Origin of the sequence: Pseudanabaena sp. FACHB-2040, from assembly GCF_014696715.1 — a bacterium.
Classification (GTDB): Bacteria; Cyanobacteriota; Cyanobacteriia; order Phormidesmidales; family Phormidesmidaceae; genus JACVSF01.
This window is the reverse complement of sequence record NZ_JACJQO010000022.1, coordinates 133,864-156,414: the sequence shown is the minus strand read 5'-3', so window position 1 is coordinate 156,414 and position 22,551 is coordinate 133,864. Positions and strand designations below refer to the sequence as shown.

At 49.1% G+C, this 22,551-nt stretch carries 14 protein-coding genes; 2 read left to right on the top strand and 12 right to left on the bottom strand.

Going from position 1 to position 22,551, the window contains the following annotated elements:
* Window positions 1-58: 58 nt before the first annotated feature.
* The 11 genes from H6G13_RS23680 to H6G13_RS23630 form a co-directional block, all read right to left on the bottom strand.
* A complete protein-coding gene (locus tag H6G13_RS23680; protein ID WP_190487537.1) occupies window positions 59-1,363 on the bottom strand; it encodes an O-antigen ligase domain-containing protein in 1,305 nt (434 codons plus the stop codon).
* A gap of 218 nt (window positions 1,364-1,581) precedes the next feature.
* Complete coding sequence (locus tag H6G13_RS23675; RefSeq protein WP_190487535.1) at window positions 1,582-2,718, bottom strand: glycosyltransferase; 1,137 nt, start codon at window positions 2,716-2,718, stop codon at window positions 1,582-1,584.
* A gap of 302 nt (window positions 2,719-3,020) precedes the next feature.
* The gene (locus tag H6G13_RS23670; RefSeq protein ID WP_190487533.1) at window positions 3,021-4,187 is read right to left on the bottom strand and encodes a glycosyltransferase family 4 protein; all 1,167 of its coding nucleotides are present in this window, start codon (window positions 4,185-4,187) and stop codon (window positions 3,021-3,023) included.
* Between the two features lie 50 nt (window positions 4,188-4,237).
* On the bottom strand, window positions 4,238-5,524 hold the full coding sequence (locus H6G13_RS23665) for a glycosyltransferase (protein WP_190487531.1): 1,287 nt from the start codon (window positions 5,522-5,524) through the stop codon (window positions 4,238-4,240).
* A 112-nt stretch (window positions 5,525-5,636) separates the two neighbouring features.
* The gene (locus H6G13_RS23660) at window positions 5,637-6,806 is read right to left on the bottom strand and encodes a glycosyltransferase (RefSeq protein ID WP_190487529.1); all 1,170 of its coding nucleotides are present in this window, start codon (window positions 6,804-6,806) and stop codon (window positions 5,637-5,639) included.
* Window positions 6,807-6,879: 73 nt separating this feature from the next.
* On the bottom strand, window positions 6,880-8,022 hold the full coding sequence (locus H6G13_RS23655) for a glycosyltransferase (protein ID WP_190487527.1): 1,143 nt from the start codon (window positions 8,020-8,022) through the stop codon (window positions 6,880-6,882).
* A 38-nt stretch (window positions 8,023-8,060) separates the two neighbouring features.
* Complete coding sequence (locus H6G13_RS23650; protein ID WP_199306610.1) at window positions 8,061-9,365, bottom strand: polysaccharide pyruvyl transferase family protein; 1,305 nt, start codon at window positions 9,363-9,365, stop codon at window positions 8,061-8,063.
* Between the two features lie 76 nt (window positions 9,366-9,441).
* Window positions 9,442-11,268, bottom strand: coding sequence for a heterocyst formation ABC transporter subunit HepA (gene hepA, locus H6G13_RS23645; RefSeq protein ID WP_190487524.1), 1,827 nt, complete (start codon window positions 11,266-11,268; stop codon window positions 9,442-9,444).
* Window positions 11,269-11,409: 141 nt separating this feature from the next.
* Window positions 11,410-12,339 carry a heterocyst development glycosyltransferase HepC gene (gene hepC / locus H6G13_RS23640; protein WP_190487522.1) on the bottom strand — a complete coding sequence of 310 codons (930 nt, stop codon included), beginning with the start codon at window positions 12,337-12,339 and terminating at the stop codon, window positions 11,410-11,412.
* A 98-nt stretch (window positions 12,340-12,437) separates the two neighbouring features.
* The gene (locus H6G13_RS23635) at window positions 12,438-14,642 is read right to left on the bottom strand and encodes a polysaccharide biosynthesis tyrosine autokinase (protein WP_190487521.1); all 2,205 of its coding nucleotides are present in this window, start codon (window positions 14,640-14,642) and stop codon (window positions 12,438-12,440) included.
* Between the two features lie 5 nt (window positions 14,643-14,647).
* Window positions 14,648-15,781, bottom strand: a complete 1,134-nt coding sequence (locus H6G13_RS23630) for a glycosyltransferase (RefSeq protein ID WP_190487519.1) — start codon at window positions 15,779-15,781, stop codon at window positions 14,648-14,650.
* A 769-nt stretch (window positions 15,782-16,550) separates the two neighbouring features.
* On the opposite strand from H6G13_RS23630, the gene H6G13_RS23625 reads away from it, so the two are divergent.
* On the top strand, window positions 16,551-17,708 hold the full coding sequence (locus tag H6G13_RS23625) for an SLBB domain-containing protein (RefSeq protein WP_190487517.1): 1,158 nt from the start codon (window positions 16,551-16,553) through the stop codon (window positions 17,706-17,708).
* Window positions 17,709-17,721: 13 nt separating this feature from the next.
* On the opposite strand, the gene H6G13_RS23620 is transcribed toward H6G13_RS23625, so the two are convergent.
* Window positions 17,722-19,545, bottom strand: a complete 1,824-nt coding sequence (locus tag H6G13_RS23620) for a hypothetical protein (RefSeq protein ID WP_190487515.1) — start codon at window positions 19,543-19,545, stop codon at window positions 17,722-17,724.
* A 730-nt stretch (window positions 19,546-20,275) separates the two neighbouring features.
* Here H6G13_RS23620 and psaA point away from each other — a divergent pair.
* Complete coding sequence (gene psaA / locus H6G13_RS23615; protein ID WP_190487514.1) at window positions 20,276-22,543, top strand: photosystem I core protein PsaA; 2,268 nt, start codon at window positions 20,276-20,278, stop codon at window positions 22,541-22,543.
* Window positions 22,544-22,551: the final 8 nt, after the last annotated feature.

Sequence of the window (22,551 nt, the reverse complement as noted above, 5' to 3'; positions counted from 1 at the left end):
TGAATAGTAATTATTGAACGGCAATTGGCTACAGCAAAGTTTTCTCTATGTCAGCTTGCTATCTGAGCAAACTGTTTGAGCCTCTAAACTGATAATAGTTAGCCGCTGCCATGCTGATACCTAAGAAGCCCCATAGTGTGAAGGCAAATACGTTTGAGAAAATTTGGTTAAAGGCAATCTGAGAAAATATGCCAAGTGCGATCGCCCTTGAAGCACTCCCAAAAGCATCAAACCGAAGTTGATTGGCTTGAAAGATCTTGAGGAGCATTAAGACAATGCCGCTCAAAAAAGGTAGGCTGCCAATCCAGCCAAAGGAAAACAGCAGCGGCAAAATTGCAGTATCACTGCCGCCAATACTGTCGCTTTGAATGCCAGCACCAAACCCTTGGCCCACCACCTGCGAAAGCGCCTCATCCATAAGGTCGTTGTACCCTTCTCTTCGGGCTTCCAGACTGGTATCGTCTTGGCCATTGCTAAACGATTCTATCCGCTGGTTAACTGCATCTCCAAGGGGGCCCGAACTGGCAAATGGTGTGACAACTAGAGAGATGGCTATGATACTAATGAGCAGACGAATTTGAAGGCGTAGGCTGATAGAGGGCAAGAACATTAGGAAGGAAACACACCAGCCGAGCCAACCAGCTCTAGCCATTGTCAAGAGAAACCCAAGATATCCCGCTCCCGCCGATACTATTTGACTTAAACCCTTGCCGCTAAAAACTACAATTCCCCCGGCTAAAAGAATGGCTGCAAATTCTTGGGGAGAGGTAGATGTACCCCAGACCCGCAACCCGAACCGAGTAGCTTGGCCAAAAGAAGATACCTCTAGGTATCTAAGATAAAATGCATCCCAAGCAGGAACCATCCAGTATTGGTAGAGCCCATAGGCTCCCATTACTGCAGTACCCCAAACGAAGGTGTTAGAGATACTCCGCCGGTATTCTGGATAGGCGCGCCACTGCATAAAGAGATGAAATCCAAAAGCCAACGGCGCTAGCCACTCCAAAAGCGTCAAAATATATCTGAGATCCAATCGTCCATAGGTGATGCCAATTAAGAAGGCATAGGCCAGCCCTAACAGAGACAATATAAAAGGGAGACCACCCTGCCTATGAACCCTAGGCAATTCTCTACAGAGAGTAATTATGGAAATGGAGGCAACCAACAGTGCAGGCAAGCCCCATCTGCCAAAGGTAACGAAACCGCTGTGATAATCAATGATTTTTCGGATTAAGGACCCTAGAAAAATCATCCACCAGGTGAAGCTTACGTATAGAACAGGCGCTCTAAAATAGAGAAATAAGCCAACTGCTACTGAGCCCGCCATAAAAATAGGCGCAAGTACACTGCCTGCTTTTACCAAAAGACCTAGCGTCAGAAAAATAACCCAGGCAAAGAGGAGTGCTTTGCCCTGTTTTTCCCCAAGAGTGGGTAAAGATTTAGGAAGTTTAGCAGCAGGCGAAGAGAGAGTCTGACTCATGGGCTGGCTCTTAGATTTCTTGCGCTGTTCAAGATTTACCCTATCATCTAATTTGGGTTTCGCCCTGATAAATTGGAAGTAGATAAATGCAAGCTTTGGGCTTATGCCAAGGTCTTTTCGATAGCGCTTAAATAGATGCCAGCAATTCTCTCAGCAGAAAACTCTTGAGCCCGGTTCTTGAGAATGTCAGCACTCAGCGGATGATTTAGCGTGTGCAAGATTGCTGTCGCTAAGGCATCAGGGTCAGCAACAGGAACTAACCTGCCAAACTCGCCGTCTTTTAAGATTTCTGCTGGGCCATCTTTGCAATCGGTTGACACCACGGGGGTACCGGTTGCCATCGCTTCAACCAAAACATTGCCAAATCCTTCATACCGGGAGGACAAGACAAAGACAGAAGCTTTTGCCATGTAGGCATAAGGGTTGGCTGCAAATCCTGGCAACTGGGCGTCAGCTTCTAAACCCAATTCGCGGATCAGCCCCTCCAATTCGGGCCTTAATTCATCTTCTCCTCCAATAATGACCAGTCGGCAAGGCCGATCTTGACGTACTTTGGCAAAAGCCCGAATTAAGGTGGCAAAATCTTTTTGATACATCAAACGCCCTGCCCCCAGAACAATCGGCACCTCGTTAGACTGGAACCAGGGGTGGTCAATGGGTTCAAGAGCTTGAACCGGTAGTTCTGCGGTAACGACAGGGTTATAGATCACCTGAATATCGTCTAGGGCAATACCCGACATTTCAGCTAAATCCTCAGCAACTCCCCTAGAAACCGCCACCGTTGCATCGGAGGAAGGATAAAACCATTTGACAAACAGGGGCTTTACTTTCTGCCCAATGCCGGGGATAGTGCCAAACTCACGAGACAAGTTGGAGTGTACGACTTGGATAATCTTGGTTTGAGATTTAGAAATCTGTCTAGCGAAGTTGGCAACTCCCACATAGTCTACATTTGCTAGCATCACATCTGGCTTCTCAGCCTCTAGGTACTGCTTGAGCTTAAAAAGCTTTTTGAGATATACGGTTTTGGTCTTTGGAGTTGCCAAATCAATTACCCGCACCTTTTCAGGAACGGTTTTCATGAATTTTGCGTGACGCCCAGATGTCTCTGGAACTACAAGATCGACCTTAAAGCCCCAATCAACAAAAACCTTGGCTAGGCTTAAAACAACTCGCTCTCCGCCTGCGCCAATTAGAGGAGGCAAGAAAAAACTAAGATGGAGGTGTGGTTTGCTCATGATTTACCTCAGATTGAAGAAAGGGGCTTACACCAACAGAAACAGCTGAATGGCTTAGTATCTTAGTTAACCACTGGATAAGCCATAGTTGTACTTCTGACTGCTTTAACGAGTGGCTTATCCTGTCTACGGCTACCCTGATTGCTGTCGTAAATTCTTAAATCAGTATTTTGGTAAGTTTGGGCCAAGGCACTATCTATAGCGGCAGCAATATAACAGCCATAGTTATAGTTACTAATTAGAATGGAAACCAATGGAGCAGACATACTATTTCAAGTTAGTTAGAGTTGTTTAAAACTGGGCTACGAGCCGGCAGTAGTTGTCGCTAGCGCTTTCTCGTAGGCTTCAGTTCTTCTGCGGGCGATTTTTTCCCAGCTATATTCTTGAGCACTGAGGTAAGCATTTTTACGGAGCTGCTCTAGGAAAGTGCGATCGCAAATCAGCTTCTCTAGCGCCTGCTCGATCGCCTGGCTATCTGCAATGGGGACAACAAGGCCGTCGTGACCATCCTTTACGATCTCTAGGGGACCTGATGCGGCACTAGTTACCGGCGCTAACCCACAGGCCATGGCTTCAATCAGAGCTTTGCCAAAACCCTCAGAAATTGTCGGAAAGAGCTTGATATGGTGTCCTTCGAGCAGTTCAGGGAGTTGGTCGTGGTCATACCGAGGGATTACCCGAATGCGCTCATGCAGATCAGGCTCAAAGTCTTGATAGACCTGCTCTGCCGTCGGACATTCCGGGCATTGAGTGCCGAGAAAGGTAAACTCAACATTGGGATGGCGTTTGAGTATGTGGTTAATAGCAGGCTTAGCATATTGAATCCCTTTCCTGGCAATGTAGGTGCCGATTTGAGCAATTCGAATCGGCACTGATTCTTCCGTTGGTAGCGGGGAGAAGGGTCGATTGAGAAATGATTCAGGAATGCCGTTAGGAAAAACATAAACCTGGGCACGATCGAGTCCAAACCCGTTAGTGATGTAGTTGGCTTCTTCCTGGTTAAGTGCAAAAGCCAAATCAGCACAGCGAAAAGAGGCAGCCTCTTCCCAAAGCTTAAAGCCACCGTAGTACAGCGGATATTTCCAGCTCAATTTAAGATTGCCTTTCTTGACCTCATCTAAGCGAGCCATGTGTTCTAGATGCTCTAAGCCGTGGCTACGAGTAACAAGCAAAGGGTGTTGCGAGTTTTGCTTACGTAGAAATTGGCCCCAAATCCAAGCATCCCCAGTTGAGGCATCAATGACATCAATGGGAACTTTTGCCAACAGTGAAGAGATATGCCGGGCAAGAAATATTGAAAAAGTTGCCCGTCTTAGCTTACCAGAGATCATTCTCCGAGGCTGATCACTGGTTGAGTAGAAATAGACCTGATGCCCCAACTTCCGATAGTAATGGCCCAAATTGTAAGTACTGCCAGCAGCCCCTGCATTGGGGCCTAAATCGTAATGAAGCGCTAACAGAATGTTCATAATTTTGGAGTAAAGGAAAGGCTAGACATCTGATTTGGCTGCTGACGGAGTCAGATAGCCCTTAAGCTATTCCCAACAGCTATTGTGGGATTCCTCTTCTGAGGAGATGCAACAGCCTCCTCAAGGAGTTTGGATAACCGAAGGTTTAATTGCTGGATGTCATAATTTTCCTCGACCTGTGTTCGTCCTCTTTGGCTGATCTCTCTACAAAGTTCGGGTTGCTGGATAAGGCAAATCACTAACTCTGCCAGTGCATCGGCATCTCGCTCTGCAGCCAAAAAGCCGGAAACCTTGTCCACCACCAATTCCGGAATGCCGCTGTGCTGAGTACTGACTACAACCAAGCCCATTGCCATCGCCTCCATAATGGCAACCGGAATACCTTCCTGATCTCCATTACGGGCTGTAACACTGGGAGCTAAGAGAAAAACTGCTCGGTTCAAAATAGCGATTACATCATCACGCTGCTTCCACCCCAACAGCTTAACGACATTCTCAACATGCAGCTGTTGAATTAGGCTCTCTAAGTCTGCTTTGAGTGGACCGTCACCCACAATGGTGTAACTAAAGTTTGGGTAAGCCTGCTTAATCTTGGCGGCTGCCCTGATACCGTATTCGATACCCTTTTTTTCTGTGAGACGAGCAACAGTGGCAATGTGAATAGTTTCAGAGGAGTTGGGCTGGTGTGGCTTAAATTTGAACTGCTCGCAATCAATTCCCATGCGATGGACAAAAGTTTTGTCCTTTGGGCAGCCTAAATCAACGAGAAGATTTTTCCAACGATTGCTAATAGGCAAAAACAGATCGCCTTCAGAAAAAAGCTCATCATAGACCTGCTTTCCTTCTTCCTGGATGTACTCAGTCAGATCCCAGCCATGAAAAACGGTGCCCAACTTGCCCTGAACGGCCCCTATTTTTCTGAGGCAGTTTCCCTTTTTGCCAACATGGCCGAAATGGCAAAGAATAAAGTCGTACTTGGGCAACCTTTGCTTAAGAAAAGGAACTGTTTGATACAAGAATCTGAAGGATGAAGCGTATCGCTGAAACTGGAAGAAATTGAGGGTTTTCCAAATAAAGGGATATCGAACTCCCCAAGTTAACAAGATGCCAATCCCTTTGATAATCCGTAGCCAATAGTTTGAAGGCAAAACCGGATAGTAGAAAGTACGACTCAGTAAATCGTATTTTTCGACGTCCCTATGAACCGCTTCAAGGTTGAAGGGCCTTGTAGCGTAGATATCTATTTCATGACCCAGATCTATCAAACCTGTAATTTGGTTCAGAACAAAAGTTTCAGATAGAGATGGAAAGTTGCCAACTAGAAAGGCGATTTTCATAGCAATTCACATATCTTTGGAACTTCTAATAAAATATGTTTTGAAAAATCGACCAAAATATCTTGTATTAAAACAATCTTTAGTGCTGTCAAAACTATGTCAAGCTATTTTACTAAATTGTTTCTTTGGATTGAGCCAGCATCCTCCGGCTCAAGTATTTGCCATAAACCGTGCGAAACTTCTGAAGCCCCTCCTTAAAGCCAATCTCCTGTAGTTTGCAATAGGAGAAGTAGAAGATTATCGTTTTTGTGACAGCGGCAAACCTAGAAGGATATTTCTTGAGATATTCCACCAAAAACTCCCACCCTAATTTGTCCCATTTTTGCTTGATACAGTGGCTTAGTAACTTTGGAATGTTATCTTCAATCTCTTTGTGAAGAAAACCACTGTCTCTAGGGCTCATGGCATCTTCTTGGCTGGAATAAAAATTTTCGAATAGGTTCAAATAATTTCGCAGCGCTCTCTCAACCTGGCTTTTGGCGAGTGCGGCAAACTGTTCTCTTTGAATGGGGGAGTATCGCCGGAGTAGGGCTCTTAACTCAAATTTCTCTTCTTCAGCCAGAGGGTATCTCCACAAAATTCGATCTATTTGTCGATAGGTAACTCTAGCAGCAAATTCATCTTGCACATTCCCTTTAGAGAACGTGATTGATTTAGGGTTTTGCCGCATCTTTAAAAGAATCGAAGGAAGCGTTTCTACTTTAAGGGCCTCAGAAACACGAACAAAGAAATCATAATCCAGTGTGTATCTAAACTCAGGATTATACTGACCAACAGCTGACTCAACTAGCTGCCGTCGCCAAAATGCTGTTGGATGACGCAGGGGACTACAAAAAATATGCCTCCAGGAAAGCAAGATTGATTCTGCTGGAGGGAAGTAATACCCAATTCCTTCGCCCTTAATATTGATGTATTCAACAGGTGTTGTAATTAATGCTACTGATGGGTTGGACTCCATGTACTTCACCTGCTCCTGTAAACGGTTGGGTAAAGCGATATCATCTGAGTCAAATCGAGCAATATATTCTCCCTTTGCCAGGCAAAGGCCTTTATTGGATGATTTCGCAGTGCCAAGATTCTCTTCATTCCTGACCAGGCTTATCCTCTCATCGCGAGCGGCGTAGCTTGAAAGGATTTCCCAAGTATCGTCTGTTGAACAATCATCAATGACAATAAACTCGAAATCAGAGAAAGTTTGGTTGAGTATACTTTCAACCGCTTCAGACAAGTAGGCGGAGCTGTTGAAAGCGGTCATGACTACGCTAACTTTGGGAGAAGGCATATTTACACCGCTACATCAAAAAACAGATTCTACAGATACAAAGATTTCTTGGGCGACGTTGACCGATCTATTTTTAGAGGTCTTGCGAGATACCTTTAGCGAACGCTTTTCGATAAAGGGAAATAAGTGAATCAATAGGAAATCTCAAAAGCCACAGCAGCCAGTTGACTACTACAACAAGAATGTTAGGATTCCACAACAATACGTAAGGTGTGATCTTAATTTTGGAGGCTATGTTGTGGTCCTTGGTTAATGGAGACCGCAGCCAAAACAAAAACTGCTCCCCAATTAGATGATTTAATTCGTCCGATAAATTTACCGTAGGAAATAAATCCTGGTATTTTTCCACGAAACATTTTTTGAGCTCAGTAAGGGATTCGTGGACAAACTCAACTTGAGAAGCAGAAGGGAATCTATGGTGCCAGACCTCAAAAATACTTTCCCTATTTCCTTTCCAGAACCCCATTAGAGTCTTAGCTTCTTCTATGGAAATGTCCTTCTCGGTGAGATGATCAATATTCTCCTTGACCTGCTTATATCTATTGCTCTCTTGTTCCTTACTCTTTTTTGCAGAAATGCTTTGACCGTGTCTGCGGTATGTTAAAAAGATCTCAGGTATAATAACCATCATCTTTCCGGTCCTAGAGAAGCGACACCAGAGCTCATAATCTTCGACGTGAGGACGAACTTCTGAGTAACCACCCATAGCCACTACAACATCTTGCCTATACATGACTTGGCTATGCCCGCCTATGCGGTTGTAGAACAAGAGATACCAGGGAAGAAGTTCGGGTTTGCATGCCTTTCGCATGATCTCGATGATCTTTTTATTACTGCCTTTTATTACCTGAATATTTGAGGAAACCAGGATGCAATCAGGCTGCCTGTCTAAAACTTCAACCTCTCGCTCTAAGCGTTCTGGCAGTGATATATCATCTGCGTCTTGTCGAGCTATGTATTTTCCCTGAGCTGCCTTAATTCCCTTGTTTAGAGTCTTGATAAGACCTAAATTTTCAGGGTTTTGCAGCAGTTTGATGCGATGGTCTCTTTGAGCATTGAAATTTAATATTTCCCACGTGTTATCCGTGGAGCAATCGTCAATGATAACAAACTCAAAATCAGAGTAGGTTTGATTTAATATGCTGTCTATAGACTCTTGCAGATAATCAGAGCCATTATAAACGGGCATTAAGACGCTAACTGTAGGAACAGACATCAGTTCTAATGAATGACAACCTGATGGAAAGGAGAAAGCTACACAGCGATAGCCAGGCGCTGGTCTGTAGGAGTACAAAGGTCATAAATTCGCTTATAGGCTAAGTGCCCAAGCTCAATTTGCTCCTGGGCAGATGCTAAAAGCTGAGGCCTCAGCTTTTCGGCATTCTCCCAGAGGTTATTCATCTTAAGCTCTAGGGTTTCTTTAAATTCCTGATCGCTGAGGAGAATTACTTCACAACCGCCTGGGAACTGCTCGGCAAGACCTGAAAATTTATCAATATAGTATTTTGATTTTGCTAATCCAAGAACAGGGATGCCTTGTGACAAAGCAAAAACACCTGCATGGTAGCTTCCTGTAATGACGAATCGACACTTACTAACTTGTTGAATGACCTTGAGTGGAGTATTTAAAGATGCTCCTCCATCAGAGGAGTTGTCATATCCGCATAGGAGGCTCTTAATAGAATTGCTGTCAGCATGAGTTGATTGATTGTTAGCAGCGTGCTCGATCGGTATAGGCAAGAGATCAGCGCTTTTTTCAAGAGCGACCCTGTGAAGAACACTCCGCAGGTTATCAACATAGTCATGATTAACGCTAGAGTAGCTAGCCATTCTCAAATTGATGCCGATGGCGCTACCCACGTTAGGTTGCCGAGCATTGAAAGCCAGTTCAATTGCATCGTCACCAGTAACAGCAATTTTGTTTGATTCAACGCCCATTTCTGTAAGTAAGGGCAGCCCTACCCTTTTTTCTCTAAGGAAAATTAGGTCTGCCATAGCCAACGCTTCCTTAGCCTTCCTATAATTTGCAGGATTTTCTAAAGGACCTAGCCCCTGACCAAGAAATGCCGTTTTTTTCCCAAGTTTGGCAGCATAAGCGAGCGTGTCTAACTTAGGGGACGTTATTTTCATGAAAGTATCTGTGACAAATCCCCCTCCGGTTGCAACCACCAAATCTGCTTCCCGGAGCAATCCTAAGAACCGCTCCATTTCTATGGATTCATCTGGGAACCGCTGAAGTTTCAACTTCAAGACAAAACTTCTCAGTTGGGGCTGGTGCTGAATTAGATATCTCTCTATGCCCTGCCATTTTTGTCTTAGGGAAGAGTGCTGTGAGTTGTGTAGTTTGTGGACAAGCGGCCAAACCCACGTGTCGCGACCTCTTGGTGAAATTGGATTGGTACCCGGCAAACTCTTCTTCAGTTCCTTTGGATCAAGTGTAAACACGTTGATTGAAGCACCTGGGAAAAGTTTCTCTAACCGACTTACTCCTACCTGCAGCATGGCTAAATCTCCCATGTTTTTTAGGTAGTAGCCGCTATTTTCCACTAAAATTTTCACAATTATGACTCCTTTGAAGAATCAAGCTAGACAATTGAAGGGTGCTAGTTTCTATGTGCCTTAGTGGTCTAAAACTCTACGCATTTTGCATTTTGTGGAACTTCCAAAGCTTGCCGCGTTTCTCCAGCAGGTCTTTGTAGCTTCCCTGTTCAACTATACGGCCCTGCTCCATAACGACCACTTTATGGGCATTGGAAATGGTAGAGAGTCGGTGTGCGATCGCAATCACAGTTCGCCCTACAGACAATTTCTCAATAGACTGCTGGATCAACCTTTCAGAAACAGAGTCTAGAGCGCTGGTCGCCTCATCCAAAATTAGAATCTCAGGGTTACGCAGAAGAGCACGCGCAATGGCAATTCGTTGTCGTTGCCCCCCAGACAGACGCACGCCCCGATCACCCAGCACAGTGCTAAACCCTTCTGGCATAGCTCTGATAAATTCTTCTGCATTGGCTAATCTGGTTGCGTCGATGACTTCTTCATCAGTTGCGCCCTCAGAGCCATAGGCAATGTTGTCTCGCACAGAGGCATTGAAGATGAACGTGTCTTGGCTGACAATCGCCATTCGCCTACGCACAGAACTGATGTCAAATTCCATCAAGTTCGTTCCGTCCAGCAGGATTTCCCCTTGGGTGACGTCATAGAACCGAGCAATCAAATCCGCAAGCGTACTTTTTCCTGCCCCTGAAGTACCCACTAAGGCTACTGTCTGGCCTTTTTCGATAGTCAGCGTAATGTCTTGCAGAATGGGTACGTCTGGGTCATAGCTAAAATCCACGGAAACCAGCTCGATTGAGCGCTGTAGCCCTGGGAAGGGTTTGTAGCCGTTTTGTAGGTAAGGCTTGTTGTCGGTTCTTAGCAGGTCTTGGATATTACTAATAGATCCCTGAATCGAGCTTAAGCTGGCAGCTACCCCATTCAGTTCCTGGATAGCAGGCACCATGCGAAACAGGATGAATAGGAAGGTCAAAAGCGAGGCTACCTGTAGCGTTCCATCCGCTACAAAAATAGACATCCCTACAATAATCATGCCGATCAAAATAGTGGAGCCAATCGCCTCGGCCAAAGGTCGAACGATATTGGTTCTTTTGACAACGGCGATGGCCGCATTTACATAGTTGTCACAGGCTTTGTAAAAGCGGCGGCGCTCAAAATCTTGAGTGGCAAAAGCCTGTACGGTTCGAATGCCGCTGATAAATTCACTGGTAGTAGCTGTTAACTGCCCCCGGGCTGCCGAGACTGGAAAGCTAGCTTCTCTAATCTTCTTATTGAGAGTTGATAGGCCAGTCGCAGTTAGGCTAAACAGCAAAATCGCTGTTAGAGTTAGCGGCCAAGAGATCCAGAGCGCGATAAAGGCATACACCAAAACCACAGATCCCTTAGACAGCACAAACCCCAACTGGCCAATAGCTACCTGAAGCTGATTGACTTCAGTTGTCATGGTATTGAGCAAGTCTCCGCCTCTAACCTTGCTAAAAAAGCGGAGGCTAACAGCTTGAAGCTGCTCAAAAGCTTTTTTGTAGAGCCGACTGGTCAAACTAACCTCAGCCTTTCTGACGTACACACCAGCGAGGTAGTTAAAGACCGCTCGTACCCAGGTAGATATTAAGATTAATGCTGAAATTCGGTAGAGCTGATTCAATTCAGGCTCTTGAATCCCTAAAATATAGTTATCAAACCAACCGATTCCTGTCTGAAAAGGTTCTCCAGTGGAATTGACTAAGTTTTGCAAAAAACCTAGCAAGAACCCGATGCCAAATCCTTCGAACAGGGCAGCAATCAGCGGGAAGACAATCGCAAGAGTCAAGATTTTAGGGAAATGTCTTAGCTCACTCAGAATGAGCGCATTTCCCTTCCACACTCCAGTAGATTTAATGAGCCTACGGATCGGTTTTGGAAACATCTGTAATCTCAATTCAATGGCTCAGAGGAATCTGTTTGCCCAAATTAATGCTTCACCTTCTAGGCAAGTTCAGCTATGGCAGGCAAGCAGTGCTTTTCAGGTTGATACAGGGAACACACAGGGAGAAATACTGTGCGGACTCTAGTAGGCCCCAGAGCCCAGCAGGACCTTAGGCACCGTCAGTAGCAGGAATTTTAGGTCTTGCCAAACTGTCCAGTTTTTCAAGTAAGCCAAGTCCCGACGGTTTACGGTAGTGAGATCAACTTCGGTCGAACGGGCTTCTACCTGCCAGGCACCAGTCATGCCCGGCAAAGCATTTAACCGGTGACGCAGTTCCGGCGCGATGCGCACAGCATCATAAATCGCCCAGGGGCGTGGGCCTACCAGGCTCATCTCTCCGCGCCACACATTCAACAACTGGGGCAGTTCATCCAGACTAAACTTACGTATCCACTTGCCCAGAGGGGTTACTCGAGGGTCGTCTTGTAGCTTATGCAGCCCCCGTTGGTCAGCCATGAGTTTGTAGTGCAGGTTCTCTGCATTCACTACCATGGAGCGAAACTTGAAAATGCGGAACAGCTTACCCCTTTGCCCTACCCGCCACTGGCAGTAAAAGATTGGGCCGCCATCCTGCAGCTTAATGAGGCCTGCCAGCACCAGCATCAGCGGGCTCAAGATTACTAGCAGCAAAGCCGTTGCTGCCTGATCGCACAACCGCTTTGCCATCCACCCCAGCGGATTTTGTTTGTGGGGTAGAGCCGATGTAGATGGGATGCGTACATAGAGAGGCTTGCCCGCCTCCTTACAGGCTTTGGCCCACAGGGTCACGGCGGCATTGCCTAAGGTAGGGTCGATACAGACTGCCTTGGCCCGTGAACGATTCAAACAGGCCCGAAACCACTCTTCGCTAGCCAGCGCCGGCAGCGGAATGTCTCGGCTACCGTAGGCTTGGCTGACCCACAGCTTACCCTGCCGCCAGCGTAAGGAACAGGACAATTTAGGTGTCACGGAGCAGCTAACTAGCGGCTCCTCGGTTAGCTTAAAGTCAAGCAGGCTGTTGTCAGAAAGCATGGGGGAAATCAACTCCGATGGTACTTAGAGTGTGATGATTGAGTGCTTACAGTCGATAGCTGTAGATGCAGCTGTAGATGCCGACCCCTATGCTTGGCTCAAGGTGCCGCTACATAGGGCTGATTTGCATAACTTGTGTATCGGGATGAAGTGCTCTTGGCACCGTTGGCGATAATGCCAAGCACCTCAAGCGGTGTCAAGAGTGCCAGCACCTCTGTCAGTTCTGGCTGAGTAATGCGATCTAGGCGCGTTACCAGCACAGTACTGTCGCAAGCGGCTCCTACCTTGAGCGCATCTGCCATTCCCAAGACTGGAGGAGTATCGATCAGAACTAGGTCGTAGTGGTCTTTGCATTTGGCAATCAGGTTACGGAACCGGGGAGAACTTAAGAGCGTGATGGGATCTGCTGGAGCAGGGCCGGCTGGCAGAATGTCGATATGGGTGGTAGAAAAGTCGAGCCGATGAGGGCGGTTGAAGCCCGATCCCACTGATAACAGGGTAGAGAGACCACTTTCTAACGCTAGCCCTAGTTGAGCCTGAATGCCGGAGCGTCTCAAGTCTGCATCGATCACTAGAACTCGTTGGTTCATGCGCGATAGGCTGATGGCCAGGCCCAGGGTCAAGGTGGTCTTACCCTCTCCTGGTAATCCAGAGGTAATTGCCAGCGCTTTTGGTACATGGTCCTTTTGTAGAAGCTGAATCTGGTTGGCGATCAGGTCCAGGGAGTCTCGAAAAGGGGGACACAAGATGGTCTGCATCAGCTCTGAACCGGCCAGTTCTGGGTGCAGGCTACCTGGCAGCGGCGGCTGATCTCGCTTCAGGGTGGGCATAGCAAACCCACGCCGCACCACCTGGGTCGGCAAAATACCGAGTAACGGCAGCGGCACCTGCTTTTTCAGATCGTCTGAGGTGCGCACGACTTTGTCCATGCTCTCTCGGACAAAAGCCAGTGCTCCCCCAACAAAAAGACCGGCAACTACTCCTAAAGCCAGCGGACGCGTCGTATCAGGCCCAATCTGGTACCCCAGTTGGGGCTGCTCAATCACTTCCCAGGTGAAGCCGCCTCGAGCCAGCTCAGAGCTGAGTTGCTCTCGCTGCTCCAGGAGCTGCTGGAGCGTGGTGCGCTCGATTTCCACGTTGGGCTGCAGGCGATCGTACTCGGCAATCAGGCTAGGATAGCGCTGCAACTCCTGCAGCAGCAGTTCTTCCATCTCGGTTAGGCTTTGCCAGCGGGCCTGCAGGCTCTGCAGGGAAGAATCGGCCTCTAACAGGCTGCCGACCAGGTTCAGGTCTATTGGCCCTAACTGCAGCAAAGATTGGATGGTAGGATCCAAGTCTTCGACAGGGCGTCGGGCAATGGAGCTAATTTCCTGCCGCAGCTCTGCCAACTGGTTATCGCGCTGTTCGATCAGCACCTGCACTTCTTCGTCTTGATCGGTGAAGATAATGCGACGATCAGCGAGAGCCAGATTGGCTTCCTGAAGGCTGGTGAGTAGAGCCTGGACTCGTCCAGACTGGCTTAGGCGAGCGGCGAGCTGAGCGTTTTGAGGTGAGAGAGCGAGCTGCTGCTGGAGTACTTGGTAACGGCTTTCTACTCCACTAAAGTCGGCCAAAAGCTGCCGCTGCTCGCTTTGAACCTGGTTTAGGGCTTCAACTACGGCTTGGCCCTGCACCGCTGGATCGAGCAGGTTTTGGCCCTGGCGAAACTGTTCTAAAGAGGATTGGGCTGTCTGTAGATTTCCTCGCGTTCTTTTGAGCTGCTCATTGACGTGGTTGAGTCCCCGATTCAGGCGATCTTCCTGCCGCTCTTCGTTGTAGCGCAGGTAAACAGCCTGCATGGCCTGCAAAACTCGCTGAGTTCTGGTTGGATCGTCGTCAACGTAGGTGGCCTGGAAAATGCGAGTGGCGTTTTTATCCTCTTTAATGCGTCCTAGGGAGTAGGCGCGGGCAACAGAGTCTGGGTCTAGCTCTGGATATTCTTCTTGAAGAGAGGCGACGGCCTCTTCGATGAACTGTTTGCTGCGCATCAGGGTGAGCTGAGTGGCATAGTCGGTCTCATTGACCTGAGTCGTGGCAATGCCTGTCAGATCTTCGCTGCGCAGGTCTTGCTGGAAGTTGGGTTCGACAATGAGCTGCATAGAGCTTTGATAGGTTGGCTCTTGTTGTGACGCCACATACACGGCTCCAGCCATTGCTAGGCTCAACGATCCGGCCAGCCAAACCCAGCGCCGTAGCAAGACTCCGAGAAGCTGGCCGTAGCCAAATTCCTGTTCGCCTGCAGGTTGCATGATGTCACTGGTCACGGTGTTTACCCCCTGTTCGAGATGCAAAGATCCAGTCCAATTTCCTTGGCGGAAAATTCGTCGAGGACGGTGGACAAAAAATCATTGAGCTTGTCGAAAAAAGCGGTTTCAGTGAAGTTTGCGATCGCATGTTCTCGGATTTTGTGATAATCCCAGTTTTGGTTCGCAGCTTCTTGAAGTGCAGCCTGCAGCGCATCGGGTGTCTGACGGTTGAAGAAAAGCCCAGTCACCCCTGGCACCTGGGTGTCGAGCACGCCCCCCGCACCGTAGGCAATAACCGGTGTGCCGCTGACGTTGGCCTCAACCGGCACCAGTCCGTAATCTTCCAACGCTGCCACAATAACCATACGGGCTTTTGACATCAGCTTCGCCCTTTCGTCATCGCTGACGTGGCCCAAAAAGCGAACGTTCTCAAGGGCCATAGCCTCTAGCCGCTCGCGTTCGGGGCCATCACCAGTAATTATCAGTGGCCAGCCCAGCCAGTTAAACGCTTCTACAATGATATCTACGCGCTTGTAGCTCAGCAGCCGACAGGAAACCAGGCAGTAATCCTCTTTTTGGTCAGAAAAGACGAAACGGCCATCCTCAATTGGGTAGTTAATCGTCGTTGCCGGCCGGTTATAAAATCGGTTGATGCGTTCAGCAACGGTACTAGAGTTAGCCACGTAAACGTCGGGTTCGTCGGCATATTCCAAATCCAGCTTACGCAGCTGCTGAAAGACTGGCTCCAGCAGTGGATACAGAATCTGATATTCCTTGTAACCTCGAAGATACGTTTCCGTATCCCACAGAAATCGAGTGACGTTGTGACAAAAACAAATGTGCAGTGCATTGGGGGCTTTGCGCACGGCTTTGGCAAAGCTGGTTGTGCTGCTCAAGATCAGGTCATAATCCTGCAGGTCCAAGGCTCGAAAGGCCGGAAAATACAGTGGCGCAAACAGCCGGAAATAACGGGCAGCACCTGGTATGCTCTGCAAACTTGTAGTGTTAACAATCCGATTGCGAAGGTCAATAGTTCGCTCGGGATCATACAGCGACGTAAAGATGCCTGCCTCTGGAAATCGTCTACAGAGCAGTTCGAAGACTCGTTCAGCTCCCCCTCGTTGGGTGAGATAATCGTGCACTAGCGCAATTTTCATAGTTCAGCGCTTTCCCCTATAAATTACTGACCCTGCAAAATTCGTTGGCTCAGGCGGGTAAAAGCACTTACCCGATGACATCTTTGGGCGGTGAATCAGTCCGACTCAAAGGAGAATTCTCAGGTCTAAATAATTAGGAGGTCGGCCTCCCAACTAATCAATTCCTTTGCCGCTAAGACTGTCCTCAGGCTTCTTGCCCTGAATTGTAGTCTCCCACTGGTCGGCCGAAAGCCCCCAGGGAGTGACGCCCAACCCATAATAAGCTAGACGCAAGCGAGAGATTACTGTTTCAACTTCACCAAAAAAATACGAAAATCTCGGGCAGCGATTAGTCAATATCAATACATTACATTGAAAAAATACGTAAAAAAGAGCAATGCATAGTCGAGGTGGTTCAGTACAGTACATCTAATATTTCATAAATTTCCGAAAGAATTTGCCAATTTATGGAACTTCCAGCGGTTTTTACTCAATTACGGAAAAGACTCACCCAGCTATCTTCAAATCAGCTTAAATTGGCATGCTCTTGATTCAGTATTTACTAGTATTTAGCCGTAGATCTTTGTATCTAAAGTCACAGGAACCTAAATGAGTTTACTCAGTAGGATAAGCTGTGCTCGGAAGACGAGACTCCCTCTGAGGGAACATTTCAGACGCTCAGGCTTCTTCACAATTAAGCGAAGATATCCGTAAATCTACAGCGTTTATAGAAGGTTAGGACGACTTTCTTTGATACGAGTTCCCACTATTTTTTCATTGCTCTAAAATCATGGTTGATTTGCACCCCTTTCTCTACCACTGGACTCCTGTCAGCCTATCGACTGCAATACTGCTGACAACGCTCGTGCAGCCTGCCGCAGCTCAGTCTATGTCAGGTGCTGTGCGGGGTCAGTCAACCCCTGTGACAGAGACACTTTTACAGCCTCCGGTGCAGCCTCTGTCTCAACCTTCTATGGGGTTTGATGCAACCGAGCCGTTTGCAACAAGCAGTAGCTATTCTGTGAATGTTGACTATCGACTTGGACCAGGCGATGTCATCAATATCAGTGTGTTTGGGGCTGAGGAGTACAGCGGTCAAGTGATTGTGCTTCAAGATGGCGCTATCAATCTACCTCGGATTGACCGGGTTATGGTGGAGGGACTGACCTTCCAGGGGGCGTCAGCTGCGATCGCAACTGCCTATGCCCCCTACATTCGCCGCCCGCTGATCACCGTGACTCCAGTCAGGCTGCGTCCTATTCGCGTTGCCATTTCAGGTCAAGTCAATCGCCCTGGTACCTACACGATTGAATCGACTAACGACAATCAGATCTTGACGTTCCCTAGCCTCACTCAGGCGATTTCCCAAGCTGGTGGGATCACCGCCCGCGCCAACTTAAAAGACGTCGAAATTCGCCGCTCCGTTGGGGCTGGTCAGAAGCAGGTTGCCACTATTAATTTGTGGGATCTGGTGCGGTCTGGCGATCTGGCTCAGGATATTGTTTTGCAAGGGGGGGATGAAGTCTACATCCCTATAGCCCAAACGCTTTCCCCGGCAGAGGCAACCGAGCTAGCCACTGCCAGCTTTGCCCCCGACTCAATTCAGATATATGTTGCTGGAGAAGTCGATCGACCCGGCCTAGTGGAGGTGCCTCTCAACACACCTCTAAATCAGGCCCTCCTAGTAGCCGGTGGATTTACCAATCGCGCCAATCAGCGCTCAGTCAGCCTGGTTCGCCTCAACCCCGATGGCTCAGTTGCCCAACGAGATGTACCGGTGGACTTTAACCAGGGCATCAACGATGAAGGCAACCCCATTTTAATGAACCAGGATGTTGTCGTCGTGGGCCGCTCTGGCGTCGCTGCCTTTGGCGAAACTACCAGCATTCTGCTTAGCCCCTTCACCCAAATCCTGAATGCCATCTTTGGCTTCCGCCGGATCTTCTAAGTGACAGACTCTTCTATATAAAGAGTTGCTCTGGGCTGGCCGGGGTCGGTCGAGCCCTATCGGGCTGATCGGGCTTGTCTATCTGAGGCTCTGGCTCAACTAAGTCGAGCGGCTCCCCTATATCTTTGCTATCGGGCGGCACCACAATCTCCGGCAGTATCTGAGCCGGGGATTCTAGGCTGTTGTCTGGCGGCAGCGGCAGCGGCTCGACTTCGGGATCAGGGACAGGGACACTGAGAGCGTCAGGCAGCTCTCGCAGACCTGAGGAAGGAGCCATCTCAGGCGGCACTTTGGGCTGCTGGTGCTGCTGCCGCCACTGCTTGAAATCTTTGAAGAAGCGGCTAGAGGTTGGCGCAGAATCCAACACATCCGGAATTTGAGGTGGTGGCGAGAGAGGTTGCTCGGCTTCGGGCAGCCCCTCCAACACGTCCGGGACAGGTTTACTATCGGTTAGCGGCGGCTCCAATATTTGGGGCAGATCGATGGGGGCTGGCAGTATTGGGACGGTTTGGTCAGGCAGCAATGGCTCAGCTGGCTCTGCTTCAACCTCTGGAGCGGGAGCCAGTTCTTCAGAGGCGAGATCCTCTAAAGCGTTTTCTTCTGGAATGAGTTCTTTGAGGGCTGGTTCTTCCTCCACTGGTTCCTCTAGAGCTTTTACCTCAGGGGCTGGTTCTTCAACCTGCGGCATCGGCTCACGTTCTAGTGGTTCCTCTTTGGGGAGTTCCTCAATGGAGGGCGCTTCGATCGACGGTTCTTCTTCAGCTGTTGGGGGAAGAACTGCAGGTGCCGGTGCCGGTTCTGGTTCTCCCGCCTCAGGTAAAAGCTCTGGTAAGGATTCAGGTTCTGCCGATTCAATTGCTGGCGGCGCGATCCCCGGAGCTGTCTCCTCGGGCGCAATATAGGTGGGATCGATAATGCCTGCTACTGTCTGCAGACTCAGCTCATCTCGCACCAGCTGAGACAGCGTATCTTCGCCCCCTGGCTCGTAGTTAATTACCCGCACTGTATTGTTAAAGGCGTTGTCAATTAGCTCGCCGTTCTCATCGATCAGCTCCAGCTGAACCCAGTTCTGCCCTGGCTTAAAGCCCTTTAAATAGACTGGCTGCCACTGGTCAAAAACAAAGCTCTGCCCGTTTACCGTACAGCGGATGCGCCAGTCAGAAATGCTGTCTTGACTGTTTTCCTGTGCGATCGCATGAAGCGGTGCATTGGTCAGATAAAAATCCAGCATGATCGGCTCTGCCCCGTAGCTGCCCTGAGGTCGGCTGTAGGTCAACAGCGGCTGGTTTTTGTCTAGTGCTTTTTGAGGCGTTTGAGCAAATATATGGAAGGTGCGCTGGTCAAAAGCGCCCTGGTTCTTAAAACTCTCGTGCCAAGGACGCGAGGCAAAAACCCGCAGCGTGTGAGTCCCCGGAGCCAGATCCGACAACATCAGAGGCTCTGTCAGATCGTAAACAGCTCGGTAAGGCTCATCATCGAGAAACACATGCAGGTGCGGTCCTAGTTCCCACTTCGGATCTTTAAATATAGGCAGTCCGCGCACCTGAAATCGCACCGAAACCGTGGTGCTTTCCACCACTTCCCCAGGGCGCGGACTGAGAATTCGCACCTGGGGATCATAGGCATCAACGATCTGCTTCAGCGTTTGCAGCGTTTCTGGCGGCGAAACCTCCTCCATCGGCCCGCTTAGCCGATTGGGTTGAGTCGTGGGCTCAGTCAGCAATGCCTTAGGAGCAGTTGGCTTAGCACAGCCAAACACCCCCAAACTCAGAGCACCTGCCAAGATAACAGCGACGATGCCACGCCCGATACCAGCCAAGCCCTTGTACACGCCCATGACTGCTTGTTTCGTCCATAAACTCGCACCTATTAACATAGGTCACTTTCGGCTCCAAATCGCCTTATATAAATGAGAAGAAAGCCCGAGTCCGCTTATACAGTCCCCAAGCTGAAATCACCCCAGCTCTCTCTCATTCCTCTGCCCCATGTTTCCGTGTCCTCGTGTCCCTGATCCCAGGAAACCGTTACAGTTCTCCACACTTCGCAGTCAAATTCTCAGAAATTAACTCAGTTTCTATAATCTGCCGCACTGTCTAAAACTCAAACGCTATTCAAAATTCTGGAAGCAAATCATTAACAGGCCCAATCAGTTTCTATGGATCCAGCTTAAAGATCGAGCGCAGCTGCCTAAAATAAGGCTTTTTGCCAGAGCCAAAGCTCTTTTGTGAACGTTTTATTACATTTATTAATAATAAATTGTCTATTTCTCCCCTTTTGAATAACTAACCGTTACTTTCTTGTTGAGATTTGTTAATGAAGCCTATGCTGAAGTCCAATTTTTTGCTTTAGCTTTGGCCGGAACCTAGACAGGATCAGGCATTTCACAGGTTGAAATATTGTTAACTGTGCTTAAAAACGACCAAACTGCGAGACTATAATGCTCAAGAGCAATCACCGCTGAGAATTGGTCTTACCCGACCGTTACAAAACAAGGGAGGGTATGATTTTGAGAAATCAGCGACAATTCCTCGGTTTGTTCGTTCTTGTCTAGAGAGAGGAGAGTCTCCATGACAACTACCCCGCGCGAGCGGGAGGCAAAAGCTAAAGTCGTGGTAGATAAAGACCCGGTACCAACTTCTTTCGAGAAGTGGGGTAAGCCAGGACACTTTGACCGCACTTTGGCTCGAGGCCCCAAAACCACCGCCTGGATTTGGAACCTCCATGCCGACGCTCACGATTTCGACAGTCATACCAGTGACTTAGAAGACATTTCGCGCAAGATCTTTAGTGCACACTTCGGCCACCTAGCAGTCATATTCATCTGGCTGAGCGGCATGTATTTCCATGGCGCTCGTTTTTCGAACTACGAAGCCTGGATGTCTAATCCCACGGGGATCAAGCCTAGTGCACAAGTCGTTTGGCCAATCTTTGGTCAGGAAATTCTGAATGGTGACGTGGGCGGTGGCTTCCACGGCATTCAGATCACCTCTGGTTTCTTCCACATTTGGCGGGCTGCCGGTATTACCAACAGCTTCCAGCTCTACGTCACTGCCATTGGCGCTCTTGTCATGGCTGGCCTGATGCTGTTTGCTGGCTGGTTCCACTACCACAAGCGGGCTCCCAAACTGGAGTGGTTCCAGAACGTGGAATCCATGATGAACCACCACCTGGCAGGTCTGCTGGGCTTGGGCTCCTTGAGCTGGGCAGGACACCAAATTCACGTGTCTCTACCCATCAACAAGCTGCTCGATTCCGGTGTGGCTCCGCAGGATATTCCCCTGCCCCATGAGTTCATCTTGGATAAGAGCCTGATGGCTGAGCTGTACCCCAGCTTTAATCAGGGACTCACTCCCTTCTTTAGCCTCAACTGGTCTGCTTATGCAGATTTCCTCACCTTCAAGGGTGGTCTAAACCCGGTAACTGGCGGCCTCTGGCTGTCTGACACCGCTCACCACCACCTAGCTCTGGCTGTACTCCTTATTATTGCCGGTCAAATGTACCGCACCAATTGGGGTATCGGTCACAGCATGAAGGAGATTCTCGACAACCACAAGGGCGATCCGCTCCTGTTTGGCGGTCGGGGTCACGAGGGTCTGTTCCATAACCTGACCACCTCTTGGCATGCTCAGCTGGCAGTAAACCTGGCCATGGTAGGCTCTCTGAGCATCATCGTGGCACAGCATATGTATGCCATGCCGCCCTACCCGTACCTGGCTACCGACTACCCAACTCAGCTGTCGATCTTCACCCACCATATGTGGATTGGCGGCTTCCTGATTGTCGGTGCTGGTGCTCACGCCGCTATCTTCATGGTGCGTGACTACGATCCGGCGGTAAATATGGACAACGCGCTGGATCGCATGATCCGCTCTCGCGATGCCATCATTTCCCACCTCAACTGGGTTTGTATTTTCCTCGGCTTCCATAGCTTTGGTCTATACGTTCACAACGACACCATGCGGGCTCTGGGCCGTCCCCAGGACATGTTCTCAGACTCCGCGATTCAGCTTCAGCCCATCTTTGCTCAGTGGGTACAAGGCCTGCACACTTTAGCAGCAGGTGGCGCAACCGCGCCCAACGCGCTAGAGCCTGCTAGCTATGCCTTCGGCGGCGGTGTGGTTGCTGTGGCTGGCAAAGTGGCGATGATGCCGATTACCTTGGGCACCGCTGACTTTATGGTGCACCACATCCATGCGTTCACGATTCACGTGACCGTACTGATTCTCCTGAAGGGCGTGCTGTTTGCTCGCAGCTCCCGCCTGATTCCAGACAAAGGTGAACTGGGCTTCCGCTTCCCCTGTGATGGTCCGGGCCGGGGCGGCACCTGCCAGGTTTCTGGTTGGGACCACGTCTTCCTGGGATTGTTCTGGATGTACAACTCCCTTTCAATTGCAATTTTCCACTTCAGCTGGAAGATGCAGTCTGACGTCTGGGGCACAGTCAACCCCGACGGCACGGTGTCTCACATCACCGCTGGCAACTTTGCCCAAAGCGCTATCACCATCAACGGTTGGTTGCGTGACTTCCTGTGGGCGCAAGCTTCTCAGGTTATCGGCTCCTACGGTTCAGCGCTATCGGCCTACGGCCTGCTGTTCCTAGGTGCTCACTTTATCTGGGCCTTCAGCCTGATGTTCCTGTTCAGCGGCCGTGGCTACTGGCAAGAGCTAATTGAGTCTATTGTTTGGGCTCACAACAAGCTGAAAGTCGCTCCTGCGATCCAGCCTCGTGCTCTGAGCATTACTCAGGGTCGGGCAGTGGGAGTAGCCCATTACCTCCTAGGGGGAATCGCCACTACGTGGGCCTTCTTCCTGGCTCGAATTATTGCAGTAGGATAAGAGCGCGG

What these genes read in the sequence shown, in the direction of transcription:
- H6G13_RS23675 (WP_190487535.1), bottom strand. Translation starts at nt 2,718, where the DNA reads ATGAGCAAACCACACCTCCATCTTAGTTTTTTCTTGCCTCCTCTAATT.
- H6G13_RS23670 (WP_190487533.1), bottom strand. Translation starts at nt 4,187, where the DNA reads ATGAACATTCTGTTAGCGCTTCATTACGATTTAGGCCCCAATGCAGGG.
- H6G13_RS23665 (WP_190487531.1), bottom strand. Translation starts at nt 5,524, where the DNA reads ATGAAAATCGCCTTTCTAGTTGGCAACTTTCCATCTCTATCTGAAACT.
- H6G13_RS23660 (WP_190487529.1), bottom strand. Translation starts at nt 6,806, where the DNA reads ATGCCTTCTCCCAAAGTTAGCGTAGTCATGACCGCTTTCAACAGCTCC.
- H6G13_RS23655 (WP_190487527.1), bottom strand. Translation starts at nt 8,022, where the DNA reads ATGTCTGTTCCTACAGTTAGCGTCTTAATGCCCGTTTATAATGGCTCT.
- hepA (WP_190487524.1), bottom strand. Translation starts at nt 11,268, where the DNA reads ATGTTTCCAAAACCGATCCGTAGGCTCATTAAATCTACTGGAGTGTGG.
- hepC (WP_190487522.1), bottom strand. Translation starts at nt 12,339, where the DNA reads ATGCTTTCTGACAACAGCCTGCTTGACTTTAAGCTAACCGAGGAGCCG.
- H6G13_RS23630 (WP_190487519.1), bottom strand. Translation starts at nt 15,781, where the DNA reads ATGAAAATTGCGCTAGTGCACGATTATCTCACCCAACGAGGGGGAGCT.
- H6G13_RS23625 (WP_190487517.1), top strand. Translation starts at nt 16,551, where the DNA reads ATGGTTGATTTGCACCCCTTTCTCTACCACTGGACTCCTGTCAGCCTA.
- H6G13_RS23620 (WP_190487515.1), bottom strand. Translation starts at nt 19,545, where the DNA reads ATGGGCGTGTACAAGGGCTTGGCTGGTATCGGGCGTGGCATCGTCGCT.
- psaA (WP_190487514.1), top strand. Translation starts at nt 20,276, where the DNA reads ATGACAACTACCCCGCGCGAGCGGGAGGCAAAAGCTAAAGTCGTGGTA.